This window comes from Streptomyces boninensis, from assembly GCF_048572725.1.
Lineage (GTDB): Bacteria > Actinomycetota > Actinomycetes > Streptomycetales > Streptomycetaceae > Streptomyces > Streptomyces boninensis.
In genome coordinates this window covers 2,129,758-2,156,240 of record NZ_CP183837.1, presented here as the reverse complement: position 1 = coordinate 2,156,240, position 26,483 = coordinate 2,129,758, and the positions used below count along the sequence as shown (strand labels likewise).

22 protein-coding genes are annotated in these 26,483 nt (G+C 72.1%); 5 read left to right on the top strand and 17 right to left on the bottom strand.

Annotation, left to right across the window (positions count from 1 at the left end):
- Positions 1–6: 6 nt before the first annotated feature.
- The 11 genes from ACNNMR_RS09635 to ACNNMR_RS09585 all read right to left on the bottom strand — a co-directional run bounded on the left by ACNNMR_RS09635 (position 7) and on the right by ACNNMR_RS09585 (position 12,346).
- Positions 7–843: an HpcH/HpaI aldolase/citrate lyase family protein gene (locus ACNNMR_RS09635; RefSeq protein WP_419994121.1), complete on the bottom strand. Its 837-nt coding sequence runs from the start codon at positions 841–843 to the stop codon at positions 7–9.
- A complete protein-coding gene (locus tag ACNNMR_RS09630; RefSeq protein ID WP_419994120.1) occupies positions 840–2,048 on the bottom strand; it encodes a CaiB/BaiF CoA transferase family protein in 1,209 nt (402 codons plus the stop codon). Before ACNNMR_RS09630 ends, ACNNMR_RS09635 begins: the two co-directional genes overlap by 4 nt.
- Complete coding sequence (rbsK, locus tag ACNNMR_RS09625; protein WP_419994119.1) at positions 2,045–2,953, bottom strand: ribokinase; 909 nt, start codon at positions 2,951–2,953, stop codon at positions 2,045–2,047. The genes ACNNMR_RS09630 and rbsK overlap by 4 nt, the downstream gene beginning before the upstream one ends.
- Entirely contained in the window at positions 2,950–4,545 is a 1,596-nt protein-coding gene (locus ACNNMR_RS09620; protein WP_419994118.1) for an ADP-ribosylglycohydrolase family protein, read from the bottom strand. The genes rbsK and ACNNMR_RS09620 overlap by 4 nt, the downstream gene beginning before the upstream one ends.
- Positions 4,545–5,714: an ADP-ribosylglycohydrolase family protein gene (locus ACNNMR_RS09615; RefSeq protein ID WP_419994117.1), complete on the bottom strand. Its 1,170-nt coding sequence runs from the start codon at positions 5,712–5,714 to the stop codon at positions 4,545–4,547. The genes ACNNMR_RS09620 and ACNNMR_RS09615 overlap by 1 nt, the downstream gene beginning before the upstream one ends.
- Positions 5,711–6,952, bottom strand: a complete 1,242-nt coding sequence (locus tag ACNNMR_RS09610) for an ADP-ribosylglycohydrolase family protein (protein WP_419994116.1) — start codon at positions 6,950–6,952, stop codon at positions 5,711–5,713. Before ACNNMR_RS09610 ends, ACNNMR_RS09615 begins: the two co-directional genes overlap by 4 nt.
- Positions 6,949–8,052, bottom strand: a complete 1,104-nt coding sequence (locus tag ACNNMR_RS09605; RefSeq protein WP_419994115.1) for an ADP-ribosylglycohydrolase family protein — start codon at positions 8,050–8,052, stop codon at positions 6,949–6,951. Before ACNNMR_RS09605 ends, ACNNMR_RS09610 begins: the two co-directional genes overlap by 4 nt.
- Positions 8,053–8,116: 64 nt before the next feature.
- Positions 8,117–9,433: an ABC transporter substrate-binding protein gene (locus ACNNMR_RS09600; RefSeq protein WP_419994114.1), complete on the bottom strand. Its 1,317-nt coding sequence runs from the start codon at positions 9,431–9,433 to the stop codon at positions 8,117–8,119.
- Positions 9,433–10,287, bottom strand: coding sequence for a carbohydrate ABC transporter permease (locus tag ACNNMR_RS09595; RefSeq protein WP_419994113.1), 855 nt, complete (start codon positions 10,285–10,287; stop codon positions 9,433–9,435). Before ACNNMR_RS09595 ends, ACNNMR_RS09600 begins: the two co-directional genes overlap by 1 nt.
- The gene (locus ACNNMR_RS09590; protein WP_419994112.1) at positions 10,284–11,246 is read right to left on the bottom strand and encodes a carbohydrate ABC transporter permease; all 963 of its coding nucleotides are present in this window, start codon (positions 11,244–11,246) and stop codon (positions 10,284–10,286) included. Before ACNNMR_RS09590 ends, ACNNMR_RS09595 begins: the two co-directional genes overlap by 4 nt.
- The gene (locus ACNNMR_RS09585; RefSeq protein ID WP_419994111.1) at positions 11,243–12,346 is read right to left on the bottom strand and encodes a LacI family DNA-binding transcriptional regulator; all 1,104 of its coding nucleotides are present in this window, start codon (positions 12,344–12,346) and stop codon (positions 11,243–11,245) included. Before ACNNMR_RS09585 ends, ACNNMR_RS09590 begins: the two co-directional genes overlap by 4 nt.
- Positions 12,347–12,539: 193 nt before the next feature.
- Here ACNNMR_RS09585 and ACNNMR_RS09580 point away from each other — a divergent pair, with 193 nt between their 5' ends.
- Positions 12,540–13,268: a VIT1/CCC1 transporter family protein gene (locus ACNNMR_RS09580; RefSeq protein WP_419994110.1), complete on the top strand. Its 729-nt coding sequence runs from the start codon at positions 12,540–12,542 to the stop codon at positions 13,266–13,268.
- 130 nt (positions 13,269–13,398) lie between these two features.
- Here the strand turns inward: ACNNMR_RS09580 and ACNNMR_RS09575 are convergent, their stop codons facing one another.
- The 4 genes from ACNNMR_RS09575 to ACNNMR_RS09560 are packed head-to-tail and all read right to left on the bottom strand — an operon-like array spanning position 13,399 to position 16,384.
- Complete coding sequence (locus ACNNMR_RS09575; RefSeq protein ID WP_419994109.1) at positions 13,399–14,292, bottom strand: DUF4232 domain-containing protein; 894 nt, start codon at positions 14,290–14,292, stop codon at positions 13,399–13,401.
- Positions 14,276–14,770: an RNA polymerase sigma factor gene (locus ACNNMR_RS09570; RefSeq protein WP_420000311.1), complete on the bottom strand. Its 495-nt coding sequence runs from the start codon at positions 14,768–14,770 to the stop codon at positions 14,276–14,278. The genes ACNNMR_RS09575 and ACNNMR_RS09570 overlap by 17 nt, the downstream gene beginning before the upstream one ends.
- A 41-nt stretch (positions 14,771–14,811) precedes the next feature.
- Entirely contained in the window at positions 14,812–15,594 is a 783-nt protein-coding gene (locus ACNNMR_RS09565; protein ID WP_419994108.1) for a class F sortase, read from the bottom strand.
- A 7-nt stretch (positions 15,595–15,601) separates the two neighbouring features.
- Positions 15,602–16,384: a DUF4232 domain-containing protein gene (locus ACNNMR_RS09560; protein ID WP_419994107.1), complete on the bottom strand. Its 783-nt coding sequence runs from the start codon at positions 16,382–16,384 to the stop codon at positions 15,602–15,604.
- Between the two features lie 140 nt (positions 16,385–16,524).
- Here ACNNMR_RS09560 and ACNNMR_RS09555 point away from each other — a divergent pair, with 140 nt between their 5' ends.
- Positions 16,525–17,538 (top strand): winged helix-turn-helix domain-containing protein, encoded by a 1,014-nt coding sequence (locus ACNNMR_RS09555; RefSeq protein ID WP_419994106.1) that lies wholly within the window; start codon positions 16,525–16,527, stop codon positions 17,536–17,538.
- Here ACNNMR_RS09555 and ACNNMR_RS09550 read toward each other — a convergent pair.
- Positions 17,498–18,538 carry a hypothetical protein gene (locus ACNNMR_RS09550; protein WP_419994105.1) on the bottom strand — a complete coding sequence of 347 codons (1,041 nt, stop codon included), beginning with the start codon at positions 18,536–18,538 and terminating at the stop codon, positions 17,498–17,500. The genes ACNNMR_RS09555 and ACNNMR_RS09550 overlap by 41 nt on opposite strands.
- 472 nt (positions 18,539–19,010) lie before the next feature.
- Here ACNNMR_RS09550 and gltB point away from each other — a divergent pair, with 472 nt between their 5' ends.
- The 3 genes from gltB (at position 19,011) to ACNNMR_RS09535 (ending at position 25,591) form a co-directional block, all read left to right on the top strand.
- The gene (gene gltB / locus ACNNMR_RS09545) at positions 19,011–23,561 is read left to right on the top strand and encodes a glutamate synthase large subunit (RefSeq protein ID WP_420000310.1); all 4,551 of its coding nucleotides are present in this window, start codon (positions 19,011–19,013) and stop codon (positions 23,559–23,561) included.
- The gene (locus ACNNMR_RS09540) at positions 23,554–25,014 is read left to right on the top strand and encodes a glutamate synthase subunit beta (protein WP_419994104.1); all 1,461 of its coding nucleotides are present in this window, start codon (positions 23,554–23,556) and stop codon (positions 25,012–25,014) included. Before gltB ends, ACNNMR_RS09540 begins: the two co-directional genes overlap by 8 nt.
- A 232-nt stretch (positions 25,015–25,246) precedes the next feature.
- Complete coding sequence (locus tag ACNNMR_RS09535; protein ID WP_419994103.1) at positions 25,247–25,591, top strand: DUF6401 family natural product biosynthesis protein; 345 nt, start codon at positions 25,247–25,249, stop codon at positions 25,589–25,591.
- 26 nt (positions 25,592–25,617) lie between these two features.
- On the opposite strand, the gene ACNNMR_RS09530 is transcribed toward ACNNMR_RS09535, so the two are convergent.
- Positions 25,618–26,433, bottom strand: coding sequence for a mechanosensitive ion channel family protein (locus tag ACNNMR_RS09530; RefSeq protein ID WP_419994102.1), 816 nt, complete (start codon positions 26,431–26,433; stop codon positions 25,618–25,620).
- Positions 26,434–26,483: the final 50 nt, after the last annotated feature.

Here is a 26,483-nt window from a genome sequence, read left to right as displayed (position 1 = left end):
CGCCCCTCACCGCTGCCGGTGTGCCAGCGCCAGCGTCCGCTGCGCGCCCGCCACCACCGCCGCGTCCACGAAGCGGCCGTCCGGGAGCGCCAGCGCGCCCGCGTCCGTGGCGGCCGCCTTCATGATCTCCTCCGCACTCTCGATCTCGGCGGGGGAGGGGAGGTAGGCCTGCTCGATGACGGGCAGTTGGCGCGGGTGGATCGCCGTGCGGCCGAAGAAGCCGAGGGTGCGGCCCGTGGCGCAGGAGCGGGCCAGGCCCTCGGTGTCGCGGACGTCCGGGTAGACCGACTGCGGGGGCGGGGCCAGGCCCGCCGCCCGGGCGGCGACGATCGCGCGCGAGCGGGGGTAGGCCAGGCCTGCGTCGTCCGTGACGCCCAGATCCGCGCGCAGGTCGGCCTCGCCCAGGGCCAGGCCCTCGATCGCCGGGTGGGCCGATGCGATCGCGTACGCCTGCTCCACGCCCAGCGCGGACTCCAGCAGCGCGTACAGCGGCGTCTCCGGGGCCCAGGCGGCCACCTCGTGGATCTGGGCCGGGTCCGTCACCTTCGGCAGCCGCAGGCCCGCCAGGCCGGGGAGGCCCGCGAGTGCGCGGAGCTCGCCGTGGGCGAGGGGGCCGTCGAGGGCGTTGATGCGTACGTGGACCGGGGCCGGGCCCGGCTCCGGCTCGCTGAGCAGCTCCGTCGTGGCCTCCAGCGCGTACGCCTTGCGCCTGGGGGCGACCGCGTCCTCGAGGTCGACGAGCACGACGTCGGCGCCGGAGTGCAGCGCCTTGGCGATCACCTCGGGGCGGTCGCCGGGGACGTACAGCCAGGTGAGGATCGGGTCGGTCGCGGGGCCGGTCATGATGCGCCCTTCTCGCGCAGCCGCGCGATCGCGTCCGCGTCGTAGCCGAGGCCGCCGAGGATTTCGTCGGTGTCGGAGCCGTGCGGGCGGCCGGCCCACTTGATGCCGCCGGGGGTTTCGGAGAGGCGGAAGAGGACGTTCTGCATCTTCACCGTGCCCAGCTCGTCGTCCTCGACCTCGGTGATCGAGCCGAGGGCTTTGTACTGGTCGTCGGCCATGACGTCCGTGACGTCGTAGATCGGGGCGATGGCCGCCTCGGCCTTCTCGAAGGCGGTGACGACCTCGTCGCGGTCGTGCCCGGCGATCCAGGAGCCGACCGCCTCGTCCAGCTCGTCGGCGTGCTGGGCACGGCCCGCGCCGGTGCTGAACCACGGCTCGTCGATGAACTCCGGGCGGCCGACGAGGCGCATCACGCGCTCGGCGATCGACTGCGCGGAGGTCGAGACGGCGACCCACTTGCCGTCGGACGTGCGGTACGTGTTCCGCGGCGCGTTGTTCGTCGAGCGGTTGCCGGTGCGCGGCTGGACGTAGCCGAGCTGGTCGTACCAGATGGGCTGCGGGCCGAGGATCGTCAGCATCGGCTCGATGATCGCCATGTCGACCACCTGGCCCTTGCCGGTCTTGTCGCGGCCCGCGAGCGCGGCCATCACGGCGTACGAGGTGGACAGCGCGGCGATCGAATCGGCGAGGCCGAAGGGCGGCAGGGTCGGCGGGCCATCCGGCTCGCCCGTGATCGCGGCGAAGCCGGACATCGCCTCGGCGAGGGTGCCGAAGCCGGGGCGGCGGGAGTACGGGCCGTACTGGCCGAAGCCGGTGACGCGGGCTAGGACGAGGCGGGGGTTTGCCTTGCTGAGCTCGTCCCAGCCGAGGTTCCACTTCTCCAGGGTGCCGGGGCGGAAGTTCTCGATGATGACGTCCGACTCGGCGGCCAGCTTGAGGAGGACCTCGCGGCCTTCGGGGGTGGAGAGGTTGAGGGTGATGTTCTTCTTGTTGCGGCCGAGCAGCTTCCACCACAGGCCGACGCCGTCCTTCGCCGGGCCGTGGCCGCGGGACGGGTCGGGCTTGGCGGGGTGCTCGACCTTGATGACCTCGGCGCCGAAGTCGCCGAGCATGGTGGCGGCGAGCGGTCCGGCGAAGAGCGTGGCCAGGTCGAGGACGCGGAGGCCCGCCAGCGGGCCGGTGGTGGGGTTCGCGGGGGCAGTCATCGGTGGTCCTCCGAGTACAGCGAGTCGATTTCCATGCGGTCCGGCATGGAGGCAGAGGCCCCGGGGCGTTGTACGGACAGCGCCGACGCGGCCGCGGCCCACGCCATCGCCTCTGGCATCGGGCGGCCCTCTCCGTACGCCACGCAGAGCGCGCCGACGAAGGTGTCACCGGCCGCGGTGGTGTCGACGGCGTCGACGCGGATGGCGGGGACCTGGACCGGTTCGGCGTTGCGGGCCGCGTACAGGCTGCCGGCCTCGCCGAGGGTGATCACGACCTCGGGGACCTGTTCGAGGAGGGTCTGGGCGGCCTTGTGCGGGTCGCCTGTGATGCCGGTGAGGGCGGCGGCCTCGTGTTCGTTCGGGACCAGGAGGTCGGTGGCGGCGAGGAGTTCGGGCGGGAGCGGCTGGGCGGGGGCGGGGGTGAGGACCGTCCGGACACCGTGGCCGCGGGCGGTGACGGCGCCGGCGATGACGCCGGTGAGGGGGAGTTCGAGCTGGAGGAGGAGGGCGCCCGCGGCGGCGATCCGGCCCTCGTCGCCGGGTGCGAGGCCGGTGACGGTGCCGTTGGCGCCGGGGACGACGACGATGGAGTTGCCGCCGTCGTCGTCGACGACGATGTGCGCGGTGCCGCTGGGGCCCGGGACGGTGCGCAGGCCCGCGGTGTCCACGCCGGCTTCGGAGAGGGTGGTGCGGAGCCGGTTGGCGAAGTCGTCGTCGCCGACCGCCCCGATCATCGATACGTTGCCGCCCGCGCGGGCGGCGGCGATGGCCTGGTTGGAGCCCTTGCCGCCGGGGATCGTACGGAATTCGCGGCCGGTCACCGTCTCGCCCCGTTGGGGTGCCGTGGCCACGTACGCGACGAGGTCCATGTTCGTGGAGCCGAGTACGGCGAGGTTCGTGGTCATGCGCGGGCCTCCAGGGTGCGGGCGGCGAGCTCGTCGAAACCGATGCCGTCCATGCCGCCGACGGTGGTCGAGAGGCGATTCTTCAGCGGGGCGGTCCAGTGGTGGGGGAGGGCGTCGGGTGTGCCTGCGATCAGGCCCGCGATGGAGCCTGCGGTGGCGCCGTTGGAGTCGGTGTCCCAGCCGCCGGAGACGGCGTTGGTGATGGACGCGGTGAAGTCGCCGTCGGCGTGGGTGAGGGCGGCGGCGAGGAGGGCGGCGTTGGGGAGGACGTGGACCCAGTGGTGGTCGGCGTACGCGGTGTGCAGTGCGTCTACGGCTTGGGAGAAGTCCGTGTGCGTACGGGCCTGTTCGGCGCCGAAGCGGATGGCTTGGGCGTAGCGGGAGCGGGGTGGGACGACGGCGAGGCCGGTCGCGATGATGCGGTGGATGTCGGTGGTGCCGGCTGCGGCTTCGGCGATCGCCGCTGCCGTGAACATCTCGCCGTAGACGCCGTTTGCGGTGTGGGTGAGGGTGGCGTCGCGGTGGGCCTGTTCGGCGGCTTTGGACGGGTCGCCCGGGTTGGTCCAGCCGAAGATGTCGGCGCGGATGGCTGCGCCGATCCACTCGCGGAAGGGGTTGTGGTGGGTGGCGGTGTGCGGGGGCTCGATGCCGTCGAGGAGGTTGCGGTAGGCGATGCGCTCGGCGGTGAAGGTGCGGCCGGCGGGGAGTTCGTCGAGCCAGAGTTTGGCCACGTCGGCGGTGGTGAAGTCGTGGCCGTGGCGCTGGAGGAGGAGCAGGCCGAGGAGGGGGTAGTTGAGGTCGTCGTCCTCGGGCATGCCGTCGATGTTCTCGGCGAGGGAGGTGGGGCGCGAGCGGCGATTCCAGGGGTACGCGGCCGAGATCTCGGGGTCGAGGCCGACCTCGGTGAACCAGGTGTGGAGCGGCCAGTTGCCGGTGGAGCGGGCGATGGCGCGGATGCCATCGAGAGTCATCTTCTCGACCGGCTTGCCGAGGAGGCAGCCGACAGCGCGCCCGAGCCAGGCGGCGTGGAGGCGTTCCCCAATCCCGCCCCTTCCCGAAACTGGGGGGTGCCCCAGACCCCCGCTGCCCGTCCCTGGGGGCTCCGCCCCCAGACCCCCGTGTCGCGCCTGGCGGCGCTCGTCCTCAAACGCCGGACGGGCTGGTGTGGGGGTCGCGTCCTCAAACGGCGGACGGGCTGGTGTGGGGGTCTCGTCCGCAAACGGCGGACGGGCTGGTGTGCGGGTCTCGTCCGCAAACGCCGGACGGGCTTGGGTGCCAGCCCGCGCGCCCCTTTCGCCGCGGAGCGGCGAAGCAGCATCAGCGCGTAGCGCCTGGATTGCTCCCAGCTCCGTCGGCTCGTCCGCCGACAACGGCGAGGGCATGGCCGCCAGCTCATCCAGCAGCTCCTCCGCCAGCCGCCGCAGCGCAGGATCCCCCGGCCCCGCCGACGCCCCGGCCCGCTCCGGCGCAAGGTGACCGCCCGCCGCGAGCCACCGCCGTTCCACGGCGCTCGCGTTGCGGCCGTCCTGCGCCGCCTGGCGCAGTTCGTGGCCGACCAAGTCCTCTGGCTGGACCCAGGTCAGACGTAGCATCACAGGCCCGCAATCGCGCCGAAGGCGGCCTCGTGCTCGCGGCGGCGGGCGATGTCCTTCGCGTAGACCTCCTGAGCCACCGCTGCCAGCGACTCCGCCGGTGTGATCAGATCCAGCTTGCTGGCCCTTCCCACCTCCGACGACCACTCCTCCGGCACCGCGCCGGCGCCGCGCATCGCCCCCACGATCGACCCGCTCATCGTCGCGATCGAGTCGCAGTCCCGGCCGTAGTTCACCGAACCCAGCACCGTGTGGCGGAAGTCGCCACGGCCCACGACCAGCATGCCGAGCGCGACCGGCAGCTCCTCGATCGCGTGCAGCCGCGACGGGCGGCGCGCGCCCAGCGACGGCTTGCGGTACTCCGGGCCCACCGTGTCGTACGGCTCCACAGCCGCCCGCAGCGGCTTCAGCGCATCCTCGAAGTCGTCGTAGCGACCAGCGACCTCGCACACCGCCTCGATCGCGGCCTTCGTCCCGTCCTTCGCCAGCGCCAGCGCATCCGCGATCACCGAGTCGACCGTCGCGCCCGGCTTGAACGCCGACGCCACCGCCGCCGCGAAGACGCCCGCCGCCTCGCGGCCGTACGAGGACTGGTGCGCCCCCGCGACATCCAGGGCCTCCGCGTACGCCGCCGCCGGGTTGCCGGCGTTGACCACACCCACCGGCGCCATGTACATCGCGGCGCCGCAGTTGACGATGTTCCCGACCCCGGCTTCGCGGGGGTCGATGTGGCCGTAGTGGATCCGCGCCACGATCCACTTCTCCGCGAGGAAGATCCGCTGCAGCGGCAGCGCCTCCGCCTCCAGCTCGGGGATCCAGCGCGGGTTTCCGATCAGGTCGGGGACGAGGTAGTCCGCCACTGAGTAGGCATCCAGGTGGTCCCTGACCTGCTCGTACACCCGCACCAGCGCGTGCGTCATGAGGGTGTCGTCGGTGACGTGGCCGTCGCCCTTGTGGTACGGGGCGATGGGGCGGGCCGTCTTCCACTCGTCCTTGTAGAACGGCTCCACGATGCCCTGCACCCGACCGCCGTGGCGCTCGGCGATGGCCTCGGGCGTCCAGCCCTCGACCGGGCCGCCGAGGGCATCGCCGACCGCCGCTCCGACGAGGCAGCCGGTCGCGCGGTCCGTGAGGGTGGGGGCTCCGGTGACTGTGGTGGGCGCGGTCATGATGCGAGGGTTCCTTCCGCGGGGGTGGAGATTTCCGGGGTGGCTGGTTGGTCGGCCGTTTCGGCCAGTTGGTTTGCTGTCAGCTGGTCGGCCAGGGTGACCAGGTCGGTGCCTGCCAGGTCCGGCAGGGCGCAGCCCGACAGCACGCGGCAGGCGTCGCGCCAGGTGGCCGGGAGGCCGGAGGCGCCGCCGATGGCGCCGGTCAGGGCGCCGGCGAGGGCTGGGGCCGAGTCTGCGACCCGGGAGAGGCAGGCGGCTGCCGGGACTGCTTCCGTCACCGCGCCCGCCGATGCCGTCGCCACTGCCAGGGCCACCGGGACCGTTTCTGCCGCCGCGATGCCGTAGCTGTAGACGTGGTCGACGATTTCGTGTTCCAGGACGGGGACCAGCGCGAAGGCGTTCCCCGGGAGGCCGGGGCGGGTGGCCACCGCCGAGCGGCCCAGCTGGACGGCGCGCAGCGCGTTGCGGCGGATCTCCGTGCCCTCGGGGAGCTGGGCCAGGGCGGCGTCCACTGCCGCGTCGACCACCGCGCCGCCCAGGGCCGCCGCCACCGCCGCCGCGATCGCGCGGGCGCCGTGCACGCCGTCGCCGTCCTGGGTGAAGCGGGCGTCGAATTCCGCCAGTTCGGCGGCGGCCGTCGGGTCGCCCGGGTGGACCGTGGCCAGGACGGCCGCCCGTACGCACGCCGCGTCGTCGAAGTAGTGCGGGTTGTCGTGGCCGGTCGCCGGGGGGCGGAGGCCGGTGGCCAGGTTGCCCAGGCCTGCTCGTACGGATATGCGGGCCCGGATCGGGATCTCCGCCGACTCGATCTCGTCCGCGCGCTCCGCGGCCGCCGCCACCTCGTCCGCCAGCGCGTTCCATGCAAGTGTCAGCGCCGAGCGGACCCGCTGGTCGACCGTCAGGTCGCTGTGCAGGGACGTGCCCGCCGACAGCACCGCGCCCGCCGTGAAGGCCGCCCATTCCGCGTCGTCCGACGGGCCGAGGCGGAGTGGCTCGGGGGGCTGGTTCAGGGCGATCGGGACCGGGAGGGTGGTGGTCTGGTTCTGCTCGGCGAAGGTGTCCAGCTCGCGGGTGAGGCGGCGGGTCCACTCCGGCATGCGGGCGGCGCGGTGCTTGCTGGACGGCCAGCCGGCCGCGTCGCCGGAGGCGATGCCGAGGAGGAGGCCCTCGATGCGGTTGGGCTCCGGGCCCCGAGGGGGCTCCGTCAGGGCGGATTCGGTGACTATCGGTGGGGTCATGATGCGGCCCTGTCTCCCTCATCCGACGGGGCTAGCCGGTCGGCGATCTCGACTACGTGGTGGCCCTTCATCGACGGCAGGCAGGTGCCGCGGACCGGGCGGATCGCGTCCGCCCACTCGACGGGGATGGCGGTCGCGCCGCGCAGTGCGCCTGCCAGCGAGCCGGCCACCGCCGCCGTCGTGTCGGCGTCCCGGCCCATGTTCACGGCCGTCAGCACCGACGTGGTGAAGTCGCCGCGGGCCGCCGTGAAGGCGCCGAAGGCCAGGCCGACCGCCTCCGGTGCGAGGTCCGTCCACGGGTAGCCGCCGATGATCACCGAGGTGCGGACCGCGCGCTCGATCGAGAGCGGGGTGGCGTCCGGGTTCAGGCGGGCGCGGCGGGCCGCCGAGACCGCGCGCTGGAGGGAGCGGGAGGTCCAGGAGTCCTCCGGTATGACGGAGAGGGCCGCCTGTACGACGGCGTCGGGGCTGTCGCTCACCATCGCCGCCGCGACGCCCGCGGCCACCGCCTTGCCGCCGTAGATGCCCTCGCCGTCGTGGCTGACCGTGCCGTCGATGGCGACAAGACGCGCCGCCTCGGCCGGGCGGCCCGCCGCGTACACCCCGAAGGGCGCCGCGCGCATGGCCAGGCCGTCGCTCCAGGAGTGGCGGTGCTGGGCCGAGATCGGCGCCGCCAGGCCGCGGCGGAGGTTTTCCAGGGTGCCGCGCTCGGAGAAGCCCGCGCCCTTGAACGGGCCCTCGTCCAGGTCCGCGATCCACTGGTGCCAGGCGTGCTCCACGTGCTCGACCGTCAGCCCGGAGCCGTGCTCGGCGAGCAGCAGCCCGGAGAAGATCGCGTACTCCGTGTCGTCCGTACCCGCCGGGTCGTCCGACACGAAGTCCTCGATCCGGCCCCAGCGCTCCCGGATCTGGGAGGGCTTCATGTTCTCCGCGGGGGCGCCGAGCGCGTCGCCGACGGCCAGGCCGAGCATCGCGCCGCGGGCCCGGTCGCGGGCCGTGCGGCTTTCCCTTGCGCCGGTCGGTGGGGGTGATACGGGGCGGAGGCGCGGCCGGCGCGCGGCCGTCCGCTCCTCCCTTGCCGGTTCTGCGGTGCTGCTCATGTGCTGATCGTGCTCTTTCGTTACGGGGTGCGCTCGCTGGGCTGGGCGGTACGGCCGCGCGCTGTCACCGCTGGTATCTGTCCAATACCCGCTGGCCGTCCTCCACGAGCGACTTGCGCAGGCCCTCCACGTCGGTGTCGCCGTTGTAGAAGCGCTGGTAGGCGGGGGTGGCGAGCTTGTCGGACCACTCCGCATAGCCGCGGACGCCGAGCGCGGGGGAGGGCTTGAGCGACTTCGCGATGTCCGCGCCGAGGCTCCAGCCGTCCTTGTCGGTCGCGATCGCCGGGTCCTTCAGCGCCTCCTCGCTGGTCGGCAGCAGCCAGTCGCCCTTGGCGAGCTCGGCCATGTGGTCCGGCTGCGACATATAGGCGACGAAGTCCATCGCTGCCTTCTTGTGGTCGGTGTCCTCGGCGATCGACAGGGTCTGCGGCGCGACGCCCTGCGAGAGGCCGCCCTTGCCGGCCGGCATCGGCAGCACCTCCCAGTCGAAGTTGTCCGGGGCCTGCTGGACGACCTGTTGCCGGTACGCGAAGTTCAGCGGGACCATCGCGTACCGGCCGGCGAAGAAGCCGGGGAGGGTGTCGGAGCCGCCCATGCTGAGGCTGGACTTCGGGGCGGTCCTGTCCTTGTTGACCTGCCGGTTGATGGTCTGGGCGACGGCGGACTCGTCGGGGCCGTACTGGACCCGGTTTTTGACCCCGTCGTCGGTCTCGTCCTTGGTGAACATCTCGCCGCCGGTGGAGAGCGAAAGGCTCACCGACTGGTTGACCGGCTCCTTCATGCCGTACGCGACGCCGTACTGGTCGGTGCGGCCGTCGCCGTTCTTGTCCTTGGTGAGCTTCTTGGCGATGTCCTCGAACTCGTCCCAGGTCCACGGCTTCTGAGGGGTCGGGATGCGGACCCCGGAGGACTTCAGGAGCTTCTTGTTCGCGATCATCACCCGCGGCTCCTGCAGGAACGGCACCGCGTACACGCCGCCGTCCATGGTGACCGAGTCCCAGGTGGACTTCGGGATGTCCTTCTTCAGCTCGTCCGGGATCAGCTTCTTCATGTCGGCGAGGTAGCCGCCGTACGCGAAGTCGGTGAGGTCGCTGGCGTCGTCGTGGATGATGTCCGGCGCCTCGCCGCCCTCGAAGGAGGTGAGCAGCTGGTCGTGGACGGTGTCCCAGGAGCCCTGGACGTAGTTCACCTTGACGTTGGGGTGCGACTTGTTGAACTGGGCGACCAGGCGCTTGTTCGCCTCGATGGAGTCCTTCTGCCAGGCGAGGGAGTAGTAGTCGAGGGTGACCTTGCCGTCGGCGTTGTCGCCGTTCCCGCCGCAGCCGGCCAGGAGGGCGATGGCGGAGGCGCCCGCGATGATTCCCGTGGCGATACGGCGCATCAGCCCTTCACCGCCCCGGCGAGCATCCCGCTGACCAGCCGGCGCTGGAGCAGGGCGAAGAACAGCAGGCTCGGGATCGTGGCGATCACGGACGCGGCGGCCAGCGGGCCGAGGTCCGCGACGCCCTCGGCGCCGAGGAAGCGGGTGAGGATCACGGACATCGTCTGGTTCTCCGGAGACTTGAGCAGGACCAGGGCGAAGAAGAATTCGTTCCAGGCGGTGACGAAGGAGAACATCAGCGTGGCCACCAGGCCCGGCGTGAGCAGCGGGAAGACGACGCTGGTCAGGGTGCGGAAGCGGCTCGCGCCGTCCACGGCCGCCGCCTCCTCCAGGGAGATCGGCACCGCCTTCACGTAGCCCTGGAGCATCCAGAGCGAGAAGGGCAGGTTCCAGACGACGTAGACGATGATCAGGCCGCCGATGGAGTTGATCAGCTGCAGGTTCTTCAGCACCAGGAACAGCGGGATGATGATCAGCACGAACGGGAACATCTGGCTGACCAGGATCCAGGCCGTGCCGGCCGTCGAGACCTTCGACTTGTAGCGGACCATCGCGTACGCCGCCGGGATGGCGATCGCGACCGCGATCACGGCCGCCGATACGGCGACGATCAGGCTGTTCAGCGCCGAGTGCAGCAGCGGCTGGGTGTCGAAGGCGACCCGGAAGTTCTCCAGGGTCCAGTCCTTCGGCAGCCACGTCGGGTCGATGGAGCCGAGTTCCTTCGCCGGCTTGAAGGCCGTGGAGACCAGCCACAGCAGCGGGAAGGCGAGGAAGACGAGGTAGGCGAGGAGGGCGACGTACTGGCCGGTGCGGCCGGCCGCGCGCTTCGCTCGCAGGGAGCCTGCCGTACTCATGCGGCCTCCTCCTTCAGACGCTTGCGCAGGAACAGGGTCAGGAAGATCGCGATGACGGCGATCATCGCCAGGCCCATCGCGGCCGCGTAGCCGAACTGGCCGTACTTGAAGGCCTCTTCGTACGCGAAGAGCATCGGCAGCCGGGTCTCGCCGCCGGGTCCGCCCTGGGTGAGGACGTAGACCAGGCCGAAGGAATTGAAGTTCCAGATGAAGTTCAGGGCGGTGATCGCGATGACCACCGGCTTGACCGCGGGCCAGGTGACGGCGGTGAAGCGGCGCCAGAGCCCGGCGCCGTCCAGGGCGGCGGCCTCGCGGAGCTCGCCGGGCACGTTCTGCAGCCCGGCCAGCAGCACGACGGTGGTCTGCGGCATGCCCGCCCAGATGCCGACGACGATGACGGCGGGGAGCGCCATGGAGAGGGAGCCGAGCCAGTCGACGTTCTCGTTGATGAAGCCGAGGTCCTTCAGGGTGGCGTTGAGGATGCCCGCGTCCTGGTGGTAGACGAGCCGCCACATGATGCCGACCACGACCTCCGGCATCGCCCAGGGGACGAGCGCGAGGGTGCGGGCCAGCCAGCGGAACCGCAGGTTCTGGTTGAGCAGCAGGGCCAGGCCGAGGGCGAGGACGAGCTGCAGGGCCGTCACGCAGACCGCCCAGATCAGGCCGATGCGGAAGGAGTCCCAGAAGAGCGAGTCGTGCCGCAGGTCCGCGAAGTTGTGGAGGCCGACGAACTGGGTCGGGTTCGTGCGCCCCGACTGCGAGTCCGTGAAGGCGAGCGAGACGCCGTACAGCAGCGGGCCGACGCTGAGGATCAGGATCGGCACCAGCGCCGGGAGCAGCAGGAACCAGCCGCCGCGGTCCAGACCCAGCGCGGCCTTGCGCTGCGCCGGGGTGCGGGGTGGTGGGGTGCCTCGGTTTCCCGAAGCCTGCGGCTTCGGCTTGGGGCTCGTGAGACTCATACGGACCTCGCCGGGACGGTGGACTCGCGCACGACGAGCCGCGGCTCGGCGGTCGTACGGCGGGGGGCAGGGATGGTGGTTTCGCTGGTGTCTTCGGCGGCGTCGCCCGCGGGGTCTCCGGGGCGTGCCTCGCGTTCGCGCAGGCGCTGCAGCAGCAGTTCGGCGGCGATGCGGCCGCGTTCGGACGAGCCGAGGTCCACGCTGGTCAGCGGCGGCCAGGCGGCGCGGGCCAGCTGGGTGTTGTCCATGCCGGCGACGGCGACATCCTCGGGCACCCGCATGCCGCGGGTGTGCAGGGTCTGCGCGGCGCCGAGCGCCAGCTGGTCGTTCGCGCAGAAGATCGCGTCCAGGTCCGGGCGGGCGTCCAGCAGCCGGTGCGCCGCCTCGGCGCCGGCCGCGACGTCGAAGTCCGCCGCCGCCACGAGGCCCGGGTCGTAGGAGATGCCGTGGTCGGCGAGGCCCTTGCGATAGCCCTCGTCGCGATTACGCCCCGGCACGGTGTCGATGGGGCCGTTGATGAAGGCGATCCGGCGGCGGCCGGTCTCGGCCAGATGCCGCACCGCCTTCTCCGCGCCGCTGACCGAATCGGCCTGGACGCAGTCCAGCTGCGCGTCCGGCGGCGGCGAGCCGATCACCACGACCGGGGCGGTGGCCTGCGCGATCGCCTCGACGTGCTCGGGGGTTATCCGTATCGGGCAGATGATGAGCCCGTCGCTGGTGCGCTCGGCGAGGCTGCGGACGACCGCCAGCTCGTCCTCGGTGACGGCGTCGGTGGAGTGCAGCAGGAGGCGGTAGCCGGCGGCCTTCGCGACCGCCTGGATCTCGCGGACCATCGCCACGTAGACGGGGTTGCCGATGTCGGGCATCGCGAAGGTCAGCTGCCGGGTGCGGCCGCCCTTGAGGGAGCGGGCGACGGAGTTCGGCACGTACCCGAGCTCGGCGGCGGCGTTACGGACCCGCTCCTCGGTGTCGCGGCGGGCGCTGAGCCCGTTCAGCACGCGCGAGACGGAGGCGATGGAGACGCCTGCGCGCTCGGCGATGGACACGATGGTCGGCGGCCCTGAGCCCGATCCGCCCGATCCGGCCGTCCCGGATGACACCACACTCGCCCCTTTGCGTCCGTGATGCGCCATTGCTGTAAAGGTTTACAGCTACTGGAAACGTTTACAGATATTGCTGCCGCGTTACGCCCGCGTCAAGACCCGCGTAACTGTGATCGTCATCTCTCCGGGGGTGGTAAGTACGGCCTGCCTTGCTGGCGAGCGGGGTGCGGGCGCGCGTACGGTCGGCCATATGACCACCCCCGCCGCCGATTCCGCCAACCCGGCCGAGGCCCACCAGCACACCCACCGGGATGTCAATGGCGGCTGGCTGCGCCCCGCCGTCTTCGGCGCGATGGACGGGCTCGTATCCAACCTCGCGCTGATCACCGGCGTCGCGGGCGGCTCCGTGGAGTCGAAGACGATCGCGGTGACGGGCCTTGTGGGCCTGGCCGCGGGCGCCTTCTCGATGGCCGCGGGAGAGTACACCTCGGTCGCCTCCCAGCGGGAGCTGGTCCTGGCGGAGCTGGACGTGGAGCGGCGCGAGCTGCGCCGCCACCCCGAGGCCGAGGAGCGGGAGCTGGCCGACCTGTATGTGAAGCGGGGCGTGGCGCCGGAGCTGGCCGGCGAGGTGGCCAGGCAGCTGATGAAGGACCCCGACCAGGCCCTGGAGATACACGCCAGGGAAGAGCTCGGCGTCGACCCGGACGACCTGCCGTCGCCGACGGTCGCGGCGGTGTCGTCCTTCGGCTCATTCGCGCTGGGCGCACTGCTGCCCGTGTTGCCGTACCTGGTGGGCTCCACGTCGCTGTGGCCCGCGGCGGCGCTGGCGCTGGCCGGGCTGTTCGTGTGCGGCGCGGTGGTGTCGCGGGTGACGACGCGGTCGTGGTGGTACGGGGGCCTGCGGCAGCTGGTGCTGGGCGGCGCGGCGGCGGCTGTTACGTATGGGCTGGGGTCGCTCTTTGGGGCGGCGGTCGGGTAGTCGCGGGGGAGCGGGGGGCTCGTTGTCGCGGGTGCGGTGCTCGTTGTGCGGTGCGCTGCGGACTGAAGTTGCCCTCAATGGCGGTTAGCGTCGAGGTGGAACCGAGAGCGGACCCCGCGGACCGCGCCGCTCACCCCGTCCCCGCCGTCAGCGGGGTGACCGTGAAGGTGCCGTCGCAGAGGTCGATTTCGGCGGGGGCGGTCAGGGACGCCGTGTTGCCCGGCGGGTAGACGCGCACCTCAGCGGATGTGGGCAGGCACTCGCCCTGGTGGTTGATCGTGCGCAGGGTGCTGCTGGCGGCCTTCCCCGGAGCGAGAGTCACCGGGTCGTACGACTTCGCGTCGCGGGTCGCCGGGTCGCCGATGCGGGCGCCGCCGGCGCCCTGCAGCGAGACGCCGGGGAAGCCGGCGAGGCGGCAGGTCGTGTCGCCGCGGTTGGTGAGGACCAGGTAGCGGTAGATGCTGCCTGCCGCGGCGTCGCCGGTCTTCACGGAGGCGGACAGCTTCGCGGTCTCGCAGCGCCGGGGTGCGGTGTCGCCGCCCGCCTTGCCGGAGGGGGACGGGGTCGTACGGGACGGGCTGCCGCTCGGGGTGCCGTCCGGCTTGCCGCTGCCGCTGTGTTCCGGGGCCGGGGGCTTGGGGGAGCTGCTCGGGGGCGGGCTGGTGGGGGCGGCCGAGTCCGGGTGCGACTCGCTCGCGGTGGGGCGGGCCACCTCGTCCTCGCCGCGGTCGGGGGAGAGCGCGGTGGCCAGGTACGCCGTGCCGCCGAGCACCGCCGCCGCGGCCGTGGCGCCGAGCACCGCGCGGGCGCGCCTGCGGCGGGCGGCGCGGCGGCGGATCCGCCCGTACGCCTCCGGGGACGCGGCGAGGAACGCCGCGGGGGGCCGCAGCAGCGACTCCAGCGGGTCGCCCTCGCTGCCGTCGAGGCGCGGGGTGAGGTCGCCGTCGCGGGAGTCGCGGGAGTCGCGGGAGTCGCGGGAGTCGCGGGCGTCCCGGCCGTGCTGGTCGTCAGGTGATCCGGTCATGGTGTCCCTCGAGCTCGGCGCGGAGCAGTTCGCGGGCCGCGTGGAGGTCGGACTTGACGGTGCCTTCGCGGCGGCCCAGGAGACGGGCCACCTCGCGGATGGGGAGGTCGGCGTAGTAGTAGAGCAGCGCGGGGGCGCGCAGGCGGTCGGGGAGCGACTGGACCAGGAGGCGTACGGTCGGATCGGCCGTCTCGTCGCGGGAGTTGGCCGCCTCCTGGGTGACCGCGCGGCGCAGTGCACGGCGCTCGCGCTCCAGTTTGCGCCAGTGGTCGCGGACCAGGTTGGCGGCGGTCGCGTAGAGGAAGCCGCGGGGCTCCTCGACCTTGGCCCAGCGGGCCCACAGCCGCGTGAACGCCTCCGCGGCGATCTCATGCGCCGTCTCGTCATCGTCCACCAGCCGCCGCACCCAACCGGCGAGGCGCGGATAGAGCACGGCGAACAGCTCGGCGGCGGCGCGCTCTTGAGTCGATGCCCGGATGCCCACACTCCTCACGTACCCCGGTACGTGCTCCGCCGCGCTCACTTGGCGGCGGCCTGCGAGGCGTATGCGATGACATTGTCGGCGTACTCACCCGCGGAGCGGCTGCCGCCGCAGGTGATCAGGCGCAGCGCGGGGTGGTCGGTGTCGCCGTACACACGCTGCGTCGGGAACCGCTTCTTGGCCACCCTCTGGACCGAATCCACGGCGAAGACCGCCTCGGAGCCGTCCTTGCGGGTGACGGTGATCCGGTCGCCCGCCTTGAGGCTGGGCAGCCGCTTGAAGACGCCGTCGCCGTATTTGCCTACGGTGACGTGGCCGAGGACGACCGACGGGCCCAACTCGCCGGGGGTGGGGGACTGTTCGTACCAGCCGGCGGGGTCGTGGGCGCGGATGGGGGGCACCTCGATCTCGCGGGTGCGGGTGAGGCCGAGGGGGATGACGGGGGTGTCGACGCCGATGGCGGGGATACGGAGGCGTGCGGGGCGCGAGTGGGACATGGGCTTGTCGGCGGCGGGTGGTGCGGGAGTCGTGGCCGCGGACGACTTCGGTGTGCGGTCGCGGTCGCGGGACGGTCCGGAGGAGGCGGGCGTGTCCGGCCCGCAACCGGCCAGGGCGGCGAGCGCCATGGCAGCGGCAAGCGCCAGCGCCGCGCCCGCGCGGGGGCGCCCGCCCGCGATGCGGCGGGAGCGGCCCGGTGTACGGCCGGGCGCGGAGCGGGGCGGGGCCGCGCGTTCGGGGCGGGGCCCCGCGCCGGGTGCGGCGGGGCGCCGTGCCGGCGCTCCGCCGCACCCGTCCGCCGCGGCGTGGTTACGGGCGGCCAACGCGCCCTCAGTCCTTGGCCCGGCGGCGGGCCACCAGCACCGCCGCACCGGCCAGGGCGGCGAGGCCGCTGCCGATGGCGGCTACCAGGACCTCGCCGGAGCCGCCGTTGCCGGAGCTCTCGGCTGCCGCCCGCACGCCCGTGTCCGGGGCGCCGCTGGGCACCGTGCCGACCTGGCCGCCGGAGCCGGAGCCGCCGCCCGTACCGCCGCCTGAGCCGGAGCCGCCGGAGCCGCCCGTACCGCCGCCCGTGTCCGAGCCGCCCGTACCGCCCGTACCGCCTGAACCGCCGCCCGTGCCGCCCGGATTGCCCCCGGCCCCCGCCGCCAGCGGGCTGATGCTGAAGACGTTCCCGCAGATGGTGATCTCGCCCGGGATGACCAGGGAGGCGCGGTTCGCCGGCGGATACACCCGTACCTGCGCGGACGCCGGCAGGCACTTGCCGTGGCGGTTGAGCGTATGGAGCGTGTTGCTCGCCGTGGCGCCCGGCGCCAGCGTCACCGTGCCGTAGCCCTTGGCCTCGCGCGTCGCCGTCGGGCCGAGCTGCTTGCCTGCCGCGTCGAGCAGCGAGACGCCGGGGTAGCCCTTCAGGGCGCAGGCGGTCGAGCTCTTGTTGGTGAGCACCAGGTGCTGGTAGATGTTCCCCGCCCCGGCCTCCTGCCCGCCGAGGGCGGCGCTGAGCTGCGATGTCCTGCACGTCGGGGTGGTGGTGGCCTGGGCCGCTGCCGGGACCGCCACCACGGCCGCCGCCGCGGCCACCGCGGAACCCGCCGCGATCAGTGCTGTACGCATGTACTGACTCCCTCTTCAGCGCCGGAGGACTGCCCCAGAGACGACGCGGCGGGTGCGACGGTTGTAAAGAGATGTCAAAGTCTGCGGGCGGTGGGCAGCACTAGACTCGTGTGCCTGCCATCGGGGGAGGGCGAGACGAGATGCTGCGAGTGCACTTCACCGCCGGGGACCTGGCGCGGACGCGCATCGCCGACGGGCCCGATCCGCTGTGGGAGACCGTGCTGAGCGTGCAGCAGCTCGGCGAGCGGCGGCCCGATCCGGTGCTGGCCGCCTGGCGGGAGGGCGGCTGCCCGCGCGGCCGGGCCGCGCTGCGGGCGCTGCGCCCGCTGATGCCGACGCGCGGGTACTTCCCGGACTTCCTCACGCCCGCCGCTTCTTCGGCGGGCTTCGAGCACGGTGTGGAGGCCGTGCTGGGCACCCCGCGGCGGCGGCTGCGCGCCGAAATCGGGCGGGTGGCGGCCGCGTCCCCGCTGCCCGCGTGGACGCGGGAGCTCGCCGACGGCGAGGCGGGCGGCATGCGGCGGCTCGGGCAGGCGCTCGGTACGTATCACGACTCCGCGCTCGCGCCCGCGTGGCGGCGGATCGCGGCCCGTACGGAAGAGGACCGGGTGCGGCGGGCGCAGGCGCAGAGCACGGCGGGGACCGAGGCGATGCTGCGGACGTTCGCGCCGGCGCTGCGGTATGCGGCGCCGGTGCTGACGGCGGACTATCCCGTGGAGCGGGATCTGCACCTGCGGGGGCGGGGACTGCTGCTGGTGCCGTCGTACTTCTGCCGGCGGACGCCGGTGGTGCTGGCCGACGAGGAGCTGCCGCCGGTGCTGGTCTATCCGGCGCGCGCCGACGGTTCCGGGCAGGGGTCCAGTCCCACCCTGCCCGCCGAGCTCACCGCGCTCCTCGGCCACACCCGCGCCGTCGTCCTGCACAGCCTGCGCGAGCCGTGCAGCAACGCCGACCTGGCGAGCCGGGCGGGCGTCGCCCCGTCGAGCGCCAGCGAGCACGCCGCGGTGCTGCGCCGGGCCGGGCTCGTCGTCACGACCCGGCAGCGCAATCGCGTGCACCACGCGCTGACGCCGCTCGGCACGGCGCTGCTGACGGGACCGGCGGCGCCCGCGCTCACCGCACCAGGACCCGTCCCGGGGCACGGAGCAGCATGACGAGCACCGTGGCGGCCGCGATGGTGCCGAGGACCAGCGTGGCCAGCCAGAGCCGGCCCTCCCAGGAGCCGGCGTAGGAGCCCCAGCTCGGGATGAAGACCCGGTCCGTCGGGAGCGGCGAGGTCGCCGGCGTCTCCTGGCCGGTGAACGTGATCCCCGCCAGCTGCCGCAGGTTCAGGTACAGCATGATCGAGCTCAGCACGAGGGCCCCGCCGCGGGCGACCGGGCGGCGCAGCAGCGCCAGCGTGCCCAGCACCAGGAAGCCCACCGCGTACGCCGTCTCGTAGAACGCCTCGCTGCCCGCGAACTCGGTCAGCATCGGCCCGCCCGCGTTCACCAGCCCCTCCGCGTAGTCGAGCAGATGGTTGTCGGCGAAGGCGCTGCCGGCGCTGACGGGGTCGATGTACCTCCGCAGCAGCCAGCCCAGCGTGGCGAGGCCGAGGAAGAGCATCAGCACCCCGGAGATCAGATACGGCCGCTCCTCGCTGCCCGGCAGCATCCGGTGGTCGGCCGTCCCCGAGCGACCCATCATGATCAGCACGCTCACCGCCGCGGCCAGCGCGAAGAGCCAGCTGCCGATGATCGGCGCGGCGAGGGCGGTGTCGCCGAAGTAGCTGGACCGGAATTCGGGATCGGAGGCGATGCCGATCAGCTCGCGCACCGCCGCCCAGGCGATGATCGCCGCGAGCACCATGGCGGCCCCGCGGGCGGCGGTACGGCGCATCAGGGCCAGCAGGCCGACGACCATGAGGGCGCCGCCGACCGCCCACTGGTTCCGGCCGAGCATCATCGTGTCGAGCCGTACGCTCGGGTCCACCAGGGCTCTGAGCAGGTCGGACACGCTGTTTTCCTCGTACGCCAGGCCGTAGCCGACCCACACCCACAGCATGCGGCCGATCATCGTCAGCAGCACGCCGGTGGTCAGGTACGCGGCCAGATAGCGCCGCGAGGCGAGCCGGGTGCGGGTGTCGGAGGTGGCCGGTGCGGTGTCTACTGCCATGCGCGCAGGCTCGCGCGCGCGAGAGCGCCGGGGCCAGGCTCTTCGGGCGTGGCCGAAGGAGCTCGGGTGCCGGACCGGTCGCTGGACCGCGTGACGCACGTCGTAGCCGTCGCCGGAATCTGCTGCTAATTTGCGTCCCGCCTGCGAATCCATCGTTACCCACCGGTTTCGCGGTGGTCATCCTGGGGCATGGGTGACTGATGCAGCGAGGGCAGCGTCGCCCCCGTCTGTACCTGGGCAGATAGAGGTCGAGCCGCCCGTTCGCCCATCTCGGTACCCGTGATCCGGGTGTCCGCATTCTGGAATGCAGTATCCGCTTCGCGAGAAGCAAGGGCATCATGTAACCTGCACGAAAATTTGCGCAGGGCACTTGCCCGAACCCGAAACACCAGCACCGCAGAGGGCCAACGTCGTCCCTCGGCATGCCTCATCTGCCACGACGACGACGGGAGAGCCGATGCGCTCCGCATTCATGGCGGCCCACCCTGCCCCGCAGGGGATGTATGACCCCCGGTATGAGCATGACGCCTGCGGCGTCGGCTTCGTGGCCACCCTGACCGGCGAGGCGAGCCACGAACTCGTCGAGCGTGCGCTCACCGTTCTCCGTAACCTCGAGCACCGCGGGGCCACCGGCTCCGACCCGGACACCGGCGACGGCGCGGGCATCCTGCTGCAGGTCCCGGACGCCTTCCTGCGCGAGAACGTCCCCTTCACGCTGCCCGCCGCCGGTTCGTACGCGGTCGGCATCGGCTTCCTGCCCGCCGATGAAGCGGCCGCCGCCAAGGCCGTCGAGCGCATCGAGGCCATCGCCACCGACGAGGGTCTTACGGTCCTCGGCTGGCGTGACGTCCCCGTCGCCCCTCAGCTGCTCGGCGCGGGCGCGCGCGAGGTCATGCCCGCCTTCCGGCAGCTGTTCGTTGCCGACGCCGATGGCGCCAGCAGCGGCATCGCCCTCGACCGCAAGGCCTTCGTGCTGCGCAAGCGCGCCGAGCGCGAGGTCGACGTCTACTTCCCGTCGCTGTCCGCGCGCACCATCGTCTACAAGGGCATGCTGACGACCGGCCAGCTGGAGCCGTTCTTCCCGGACCTCTCGGACCGCCGCTTCGCCACCGCCATCGCGCTGGTCCACTCGCGGTTCTCCACCAACACCTTCCCGAGCTGGCCGCTGGCCCACCCGTACCGCTTCGTGGCGCACAACGGTGAGATCAACACCGTGATGGGCAACCGCAACTGGATGCGGGCCCGCGAGTCGCAGCTGCTCTCCGACAAGTTCGGCGACGGCGCGCTCGACCGGATCTTCCCCGTCAACACCCCGGACGCCTCCGACTCCGCCACCTTCGACGAGGTGCTGGAGCTGCTGCACCTCGGCGGCCGCTCGCTGCCGCACTCGGTGCTGATGATGATCCCGGAGGCCTGGGAGAACAGCCCCAACATGGACCCCGCGCGGCGGGCGTTCTACCAGTACCACTCCACGATGATGGAGCCCTGGGACGGCCCGGCCTGTGTCACCTTCACCGACGGCTCCCTCGTCGGCGCGGTCCTCGACCGCAACGGGCTGCGCCCCGGCCGCTACTGGGTCACCGACGACGGCCTCGTCGTCCTCTCCTCCGAGGTCGGCGTCCTCGACATAGAGCCGGACCGGATCGTCCGCAAGGGCCGCCTGCAGCCGGGCCGGATGTTCCTCGTCGACACCGAGAAGCACCGCATCATCGAGGACGACGAGATCAAGGCAGAGCTCGCCGCCGAGCACCCGTACCAGGAGTGGCTGGAGGCCGGGCTCATCGAGCTCGAGGACCTCCCCGAGCGCGAGCACATCGTGCACACCCACGCCTCGGTCACCCGCCGCCAGCAGACCTTCGGCTACACCGAGGAGGAGCTGCGCGTCCTCCTCGCCCCGATGGCGAAGACCGGCGGCGAACCGCTCGGCTCCATGGGCACGGACTCGCCCATCGCCGCGCTCTCCGACCGGCCGCGGCTGATCTTCGACTACTTCACCCAGCTCTTCGCGCAGGTCACCAACCCGCCGCTGGACGCCATCCGGGAGGAGCTGGTCACCTCACTGATCTCCTCCCTCGGCCCGCAGGGCAACCTGCTGGACCCGACCCCGGCCTCCTGTCGCAGCGTCACCCTGCCCTTCCCGGTGATCGACAACGACGAGCTCGCCAAGCTCATCCACGTCAACGCCGACGGCGACATGCCCGGCTTCAAGGCCGTGACCCTGTCCGGGCTTTACCGCGTCCACGGCGGCGGCGACGCCCTCGCCGCCCGGATCGAGGAGATCTGCGCCGAGGCCGACGCCGCCATCGAGGCCGGCGCGCACCTCATCGTGCTCTCCGACCGGCACTCCGACGCCGAGCACGCGCCGATCCCGTCGCTGCTGCTCACCTCGGCCGTCCACCACCACCTCATCCGTACGAAGCAGCGCACCCACGTCGGCCTGCTGGTCGAGGCGGGCGACGTCCGCGAGGTGCACCATGTCGCGCTGCTGATCGGCTACGGCGCGGCCGCGGTGAACCCGTACCTCGCCATGGAGTCCGTCGAGGACCTGGTCCGTGCCGGCACCTTCCTGCCCGGCGACATGGACCCCGAGCAGGCCATCAAGAACCTGATCAAGGCGCTCGGCAAGGGCGTGCTGAAGGTGATGTCCAAGATGGGCATCTCCACCGTCGCCTCGTACCGCGGCGCGCAGGTCTTCGAGGCCGTCGGCCTGGACCCGAAGTTCGTGGACACGTACTTCCACGGCACCACGACGAAGATCGCGGGTGCCGGGCTCGACGTCATCGCCAAGGAAGTCGCCGCCCGGCACCTCAAGGCCTACCCGGCCTCGGGCATCGCCCCGGCGCACCGGGACCTTGAGATCGGCGGCGAGTACCAGTGGCGCCGCGAGGGCGAGCCGCACCTCTTCGACCCGGAGACGGTCTTCCGCCTGCAGCACTCCACGCAGACCAAGCGCTACGACATCTTCAAGCAGTACACCGAGCGCGTCGACGAGCAGTCCGAGCGGCTGATGACGCTGCGCGGCCTCTTCGGCTTCACCTCCGACCGGCAGTCCATCCCGGTCGACGAGGTCGAGCCGGTCAGCGAGATCGTCAAGCGCTTCTCCACCGGCGCCATGTCGTACGGCTCCATCTCCCAGGAGGCGCACGAGACCCTCGCCATCGCGATGAACCGCCTCGGCGGCAAGTCCAACACCGGCGAGGGCGGCGAGGACGCGGACCGCCTGTACGACCCGGCGCGCCGCTCGTCGATCAAGCAGGTGGCTTCCGGCCGCTTCGGCGTGACCAGCGAATACCTGGTCAACTCCGACGACATCCAGATCAAGATGGCCCAGGGCGCCAAGCCCGGCGAGGGCGGCCAGCTGCCCGGCCACAAGGTGTACCCGTGGGTGGCGAAGACCCGGCACTCGACGCCGGGCGTCGGCCTCATCTCGCCGCCGCCGCACCACGACATCTACTCGATCGAGGACCTGGCGCAGCTGATCCACGACCTCAAGAACGCCAACCCGCAGGCCCGCATCCACGTGAAGCTGGTCAGTGAGGTCGGCGTGGGTACGGTCGCGGCGGGTGTGTCTAAGGCGCACGCGGACGTCGTCCTGATCTCCGGCCACGACGGCGGTACGGGCGCGTCCCCGCTGACCTCGCTGAAGCACGCCGGCGGCCCCTGGGAGCTCGGCCTCGCCGAGACCCAGCAGACCCTGCTGCTGAATGGTCTCCGGGACCGCATCGTCGTGCAGACGGACGGCCAGCTGAAGACCGGCCGGGACGTCGTCATCGCGGCGCTCCTGGGCGCCGAGGAGTACGGCTTCGCCACCGCCCCGCTCGTCGTCTCCGGCTGCGTCATGATGCGCGTCTGCCACCTGGACACCTGCCCGGTCGGCATCGCCACCCAGAACCCGGTGCTGCGCGAGCGCTACACCGGCCAGGCCGACCACGTGGTGAACTTCTTCGAGTTCATCGCCCAGGAGGTCCGCGAGTACCTCGCCGAGCTCGGCTTCCGTACGCTCGACGAGGCCATCGGCCACGCCGAGGTGCTCAACGTCGAGCGCGCGGTGGACCACTGGAAGGCCCAGGGCCTCGACCTCGCCCCGCTGCTGCACGTCCCGGACCTGCCGGAAGGCGCCGTCCGCTACCAGATCACCGACCAGGACCACGGCCTGGCCAAGGCGCTCGACAACGAGCTGATCAAGCTCGCCTCCGACGCCCTCGCCGCGCCCTCCGCGGAGGACGCGCACCCGGTCCGCGCCCAGGTCTCGATCCGTAACATCAACCGGACCGTCGGCACCATGCTGGGCCACGAGGTGACGAAGAAGTTCGGCGGCGCGGGCCTGCCGGACGACACCATAGACATCACCTTCACCGGGTCCGCGGGCCAGTCCTTCGGCGCCTTCGTGCCGCGGGGTGTCACCCTCCGCCTGGAGGGCGACTCGAACGACTACGTCGGCAAGGGGCTGTCCGGCGGCCGCCTGATCGTCCGCCCGGACCGGGGCGCCGACCACCTCGCCGAGTACTCGACCATCGCCGGCAACACCATCGCGTACGGCGCCACCGGCGGCGAGATCTTCCTGCGCGGCCGGACCGGCGAGCGCTTCTGCGTCCGTAACTCCGGCGCCACGGTGGTGTCGGAGGGCGTGGGCGACCACGGCTGCGAGTACATGACCGGCGGCCGCGCCGTTGTCCTCGGCGAGACCGGGCGCAACTTCGCGGCCGGCATGTCGGGCGGCATCGCGTACGTCATCGACCTCGACCCGGACAACGTCAACCGCGAGCTGACCGACGCGGTCGAGCCGCTGGACGACGAGGACAAGCAGTGGCTGCACGACGTCGTGCGCCGCCACGCGGAGGAGACCGGTTCCACCGTCGCGGAGAAGCTCCTGGCCGACTGGGAGTCCTCCGTGACCCGCTTCAGCCGGGTCTTCCCGGCCACGTACAAGAAGGTGCTCGCCGCCAAGGACGCTTGTGAGCGCGCGGGTCTCTCCGAGACCGAGACCCACGAGAAGATGATGGAGGCGGCGATCAATGGCTGACCCGAAGGGCTTTCTGACCACCGGCCGCGAGGTCGCGCAGACCCGTCCCGTCGACGAGCGCGTGCAGGACTGGGACGAGGTCTACGTCCCCGGCTCGCTGCTGCCGATCATCAGCAAGCAGGCCGGCCGGTGCATGGACTGCGGCATCCCGTTCTGCCACAACGGCTGCCCGCTGGGGAACCTGATCCCCGAGTGGAACGACTACGCGTACCGCGAGAACTGGTCCGCGGCGTCCGAGCGGCTGCACGCGACGAACAACTTCCCGGAGTTCACCGGGCGGCTGTGCCCGGCTCCGTGCGAGTCGGCGTGCGTGCTCGGCATCTCGCAGCCGGCCGTGACCATCAAGAACGTCGAGGTCTCCATCATCGACAAGGCCTGGGACGCGGGTGACGTCACGCCGCAGCCGCCCGAGCGCCTGTCGGGCAAGACCGTGGCGGTCATCGGCTCGGGCCCGGCGGGCCTGGCGGCGGCGCAGCAGCTGACGCGGGCGGGCCACACGGTCGCGGTGTACGAGCGCGCCGACCGCATCGGCGGCCTGCTGCGCTACGGCATCCCCGAGTTCAAGATGGAGAAGCGGCACATCAACCGCCGCATCGAGCAGATGCGGGCGGAGGGCACCAAGTTCCGTACCGAGGTGGAGATCGGCCGCGACATAGACGCGACGAAGCTGCGCCGCCGGTACGACGCGGTGGTCATCGCCGCGGGCGCCACGACGGCGCGTGACCTGCCGGTGCCGGGCCGCGAGCTCGGCGGCATCCACCAGGCGATGGAGTACCTGCCGCTGGCGAACAAGGTCCAGGAAGGCGACCTGACCACCTCCCCGATCTCGGCGGAGGGCAAGCACGTCGTGGTGATCGGCGGCGGCGACACGGGCGCGGACTGCGTCGGTACGGCCCACCGCCAGGGCGCCGCGTCCGTGACCCAGCTGGAGATCATGCCGCGCCCGTCGGACGACCGCCCCGGCCACCAGCCGTGGCCGACGTTCCCGATGACGTACAAGGTCACCTCGGCGCACGAGGAGGGCGGCGAGCGGGTCTACTCGGTCTCGACGACGCACTTCGAGGGCGACGAGGAGGGGAACGTCCAGTGGCTGCACTTGATCGAGGTGGAGTTCAAGGACGGCAAGCTGGAGCAGATCCCGGGCACGGAGAAGAAGATCCCGGCCCAGCTGGTCACCCTGGCGATGGGCTTCACGGGCGTCGACCGGGAGAACGGCCTGGTCGAGCAGTTCGGCCTGGACCTCGACCCGCGCGGCAATGTGGCCCGTAACGGCGACTACGAGACCAACGTCCCCGGCGTCTTCGTCGCCGGCGACGCGGGCCGCGGCCAGTCCCTGATCGTCTGGGCCATCGCCGAGGGCCGCTCCGCCGCCCGCGGCGTCGACCGCCACCTGACGGGCGCCAGCGCCCTGCCGGCCCCCATCAAGCCGACGGACCGGGCGCTGACTGCGTAGGCGGCTTCGCCGCGGTCCTCCGACAACAGAATCCCGGGGCTCTGTCCGTCCCGGACCACAGCAGCTTCACCCGGACCAGGGGTCTCTTCCTCTGGCCGGAGCGGAGCGACATCGCCGCACAAGGGCGTGCGGTCGTCACAACGCGGCGCCTGCCATTCCCCGACCGGAGGCAGGCGCCGTGGTGTCTTTTGGGTCATACCGCCTCTTCGAACGGAAGGGCTATAGTCGTCCGGTGCACAACGTATCGCCCGATTCCGGACCGCCCGGCTGCCCGCTCACCGCGGTGACGGCGCAGTACCTGCCGCGGCTGTCGGAGTTCGCCTTCGAGCCGGGACTGGTGGCGGCCGTCGACCAGCATGCGGCGGCGGTACGGGACACGCTCGCGCCCGGGTCTTCGGCCCACGTGCCAGGTCCCCGCGCCGAGCTGCGGCGCGAGGACCTGACGGATTACGTGCTGGGCTTCACGGACGTCCTCGGCGAGAACGGCTGGCGCGAGCCGGTCGGCTACGACTTCGCCGCGCTCCGCCTGACGGCGGTGTGCTGGCTGGTCCGCGAGTACGACCTGCTGGGCAGCTGAAGCCTCGGGCTCATGGGCTCACGGCCTTACCGGCGCCCGTACCCCTCGTCTCCGAGCGGCCGGGTGCTGCCGGTCTCGTACTCCCCGGCGGGCTGACCAGCGGCGGCGTCAGAGCGGCCGGCCTGGTACGCGGAGGGGCCGCTGCCGTTGCCGGTGCTGACCTTCGCCTGCTCCTGCTCCACATGCGCCAGCCAGCGCTCCCAGCGCTGCCGCATCGGGGCGATGAGGCCGCCGCCGACACCGACGATCGCGATGCCCGCGGCGGTGGCCAGCACGGCCGTCAGCAACGGACCGGTGATCGAGGTGGCGATCCCCGCCTGCCCCAGCGCGGCGATCACGCCGAGCGAGACGATGAAGGCCCAGGCCACGGTGGCGACGGTGCGGCCGTACGAGGTGCCGGACAGCGCGCCCTCGACGATCTCCCGTACGCGCTTGGCAATGGCCATCGTGATGACGACGAGCAGGACCGCGACGATCGCCTTGGGCAGCCAGGCCACGATGGAGCGCAGCAGGTCGCTGACCGGGTTCGGGCCGAAGACGCCGAGCGCCATCTGCAGCGTCATCAGCAGAATGGCGTAGTAGATGATCTTGGACACCAGGCCGACGGCGTCCATGTTGGTGCGCTCCATGTGGCGCGAGATGCCACTGCGCTCGACGAGGTGGTGGAAGTTCAGTCGGTGCATAAGCGCCGTGCAAGCGCGGGCGATGACCTTGGCGATGATCCAGCCGATGACCATGATGACGAGGAAGCCGATCAGCTTGGGTATGAAGCTGATCACGCTCGACATCGCGTCGGTGAAGCCCTGGCCGAAGTCGACCGAGAGGGCGAGTTGTATCGGCATGGTGCATGCCGCCTCTCTGTTGTGGACCCCAGCCGGATTGCCCGGGCCTT

Excerpts from the sequence above, each read along its gene's own strand:
- ACNNMR_RS09605 (WP_419994115.1), bottom strand. The coding sequence starts at position 8,052 with ATGAGCAGCACCGCAGAACCGGCAAGGGAGGAGCGGACGGCCGCGCGC.
- ACNNMR_RS09530 (WP_419994102.1), bottom strand. The coding sequence starts at position 26,433 with ATGCCGATACAACTCGCCCTCTCGGTCGACTTCGGCCAGGGCTTCACC.
- ACNNMR_RS09580 (WP_419994110.1), top strand. The coding sequence starts at position 12,540 with ATGACCACCCCCGCCGCCGATTCCGCCAACCCGGCCGAGGCCCACCAG.
- ACNNMR_RS09550 (WP_419994105.1), bottom strand. The coding sequence starts at position 18,538 with ATGGCAGTAGACACCGCACCGGCCACCTCCGACACCCGCACCCGGCTC.
- ACNNMR_RS09560 (WP_419994107.1), bottom strand. The coding sequence starts at position 16,384 with ATGCGTACAGCACTGATCGCGGCGGGTTCCGCGGTGGCCGCGGCGGCG.
- ACNNMR_RS09595 (WP_419994113.1), bottom strand. The coding sequence starts at position 10,287 with ATGAGTACGGCAGGCTCCCTGCGAGCGAAGCGCGCGGCCGGCCGCACC.
- ACNNMR_RS09600 (WP_419994114.1), bottom strand. The coding sequence starts at position 9,433 with ATGCGCCGTATCGCCACGGGAATCATCGCGGGCGCCTCCGCCATCGCC.
- ACNNMR_RS09540 (WP_419994104.1), top strand. The coding sequence starts at position 23,554 with ATGGCTGACCCGAAGGGCTTTCTGACCACCGGCCGCGAGGTCGCGCAG.
- ACNNMR_RS09635 (WP_419994121.1), bottom strand. The coding sequence starts at position 843 with ATGACCGGCCCCGCGACCGACCCGATCCTCACCTGGCTGTACGTCCCC.
- ACNNMR_RS09610 (WP_419994116.1), bottom strand. The coding sequence starts at position 6,952 with ATGACCCCACCGATAGTCACCGAATCCGCCCTGACGGAGCCCCCTCGG.
- ACNNMR_RS09590 (WP_419994112.1), bottom strand. The coding sequence starts at position 11,246 with ATGAGTCTCACGAGCCCCAAGCCGAAGCCGCAGGCTTCGGGAAACCGA.
- ACNNMR_RS09555 (WP_419994106.1), top strand. The coding sequence starts at position 16,525 with ATGCTGCGAGTGCACTTCACCGCCGGGGACCTGGCGCGGACGCGCATC.
- ACNNMR_RS09615 (WP_419994117.1), bottom strand. The coding sequence starts at position 5,714 with ATGACCGCGCCCACCACAGTCACCGGAGCCCCCACCCTCACGGACCGC.
- ACNNMR_RS09620 (WP_419994118.1), bottom strand. The coding sequence starts at position 4,545 with ATGCTACGTCTGACCTGGGTCCAGCCAGAGGACTTGGTCGGCCACGAA.
- ACNNMR_RS09630 (WP_419994120.1), bottom strand. The coding sequence starts at position 2,048 with ATGACTGCCCCCGCGAACCCCACCACCGGCCCGCTGGCGGGCCTCCGC.
- rbsK (WP_419994119.1), bottom strand. The coding sequence starts at position 2,953 with ATGACCACGAACCTCGCCGTACTCGGCTCCACGAACATGGACCTCGTC.
- ACNNMR_RS09575 (WP_419994109.1), bottom strand. The coding sequence starts at position 14,292 with ATGACCGGATCACCTGACGACCAGCACGGCCGGGACGCCCGCGACTCC.
- gltB (WP_420000310.1), top strand. The coding sequence starts at position 19,011 with ATGGCGGCCCACCCTGCCCCGCAGGGGATGTATGACCCCCGGTATGAG.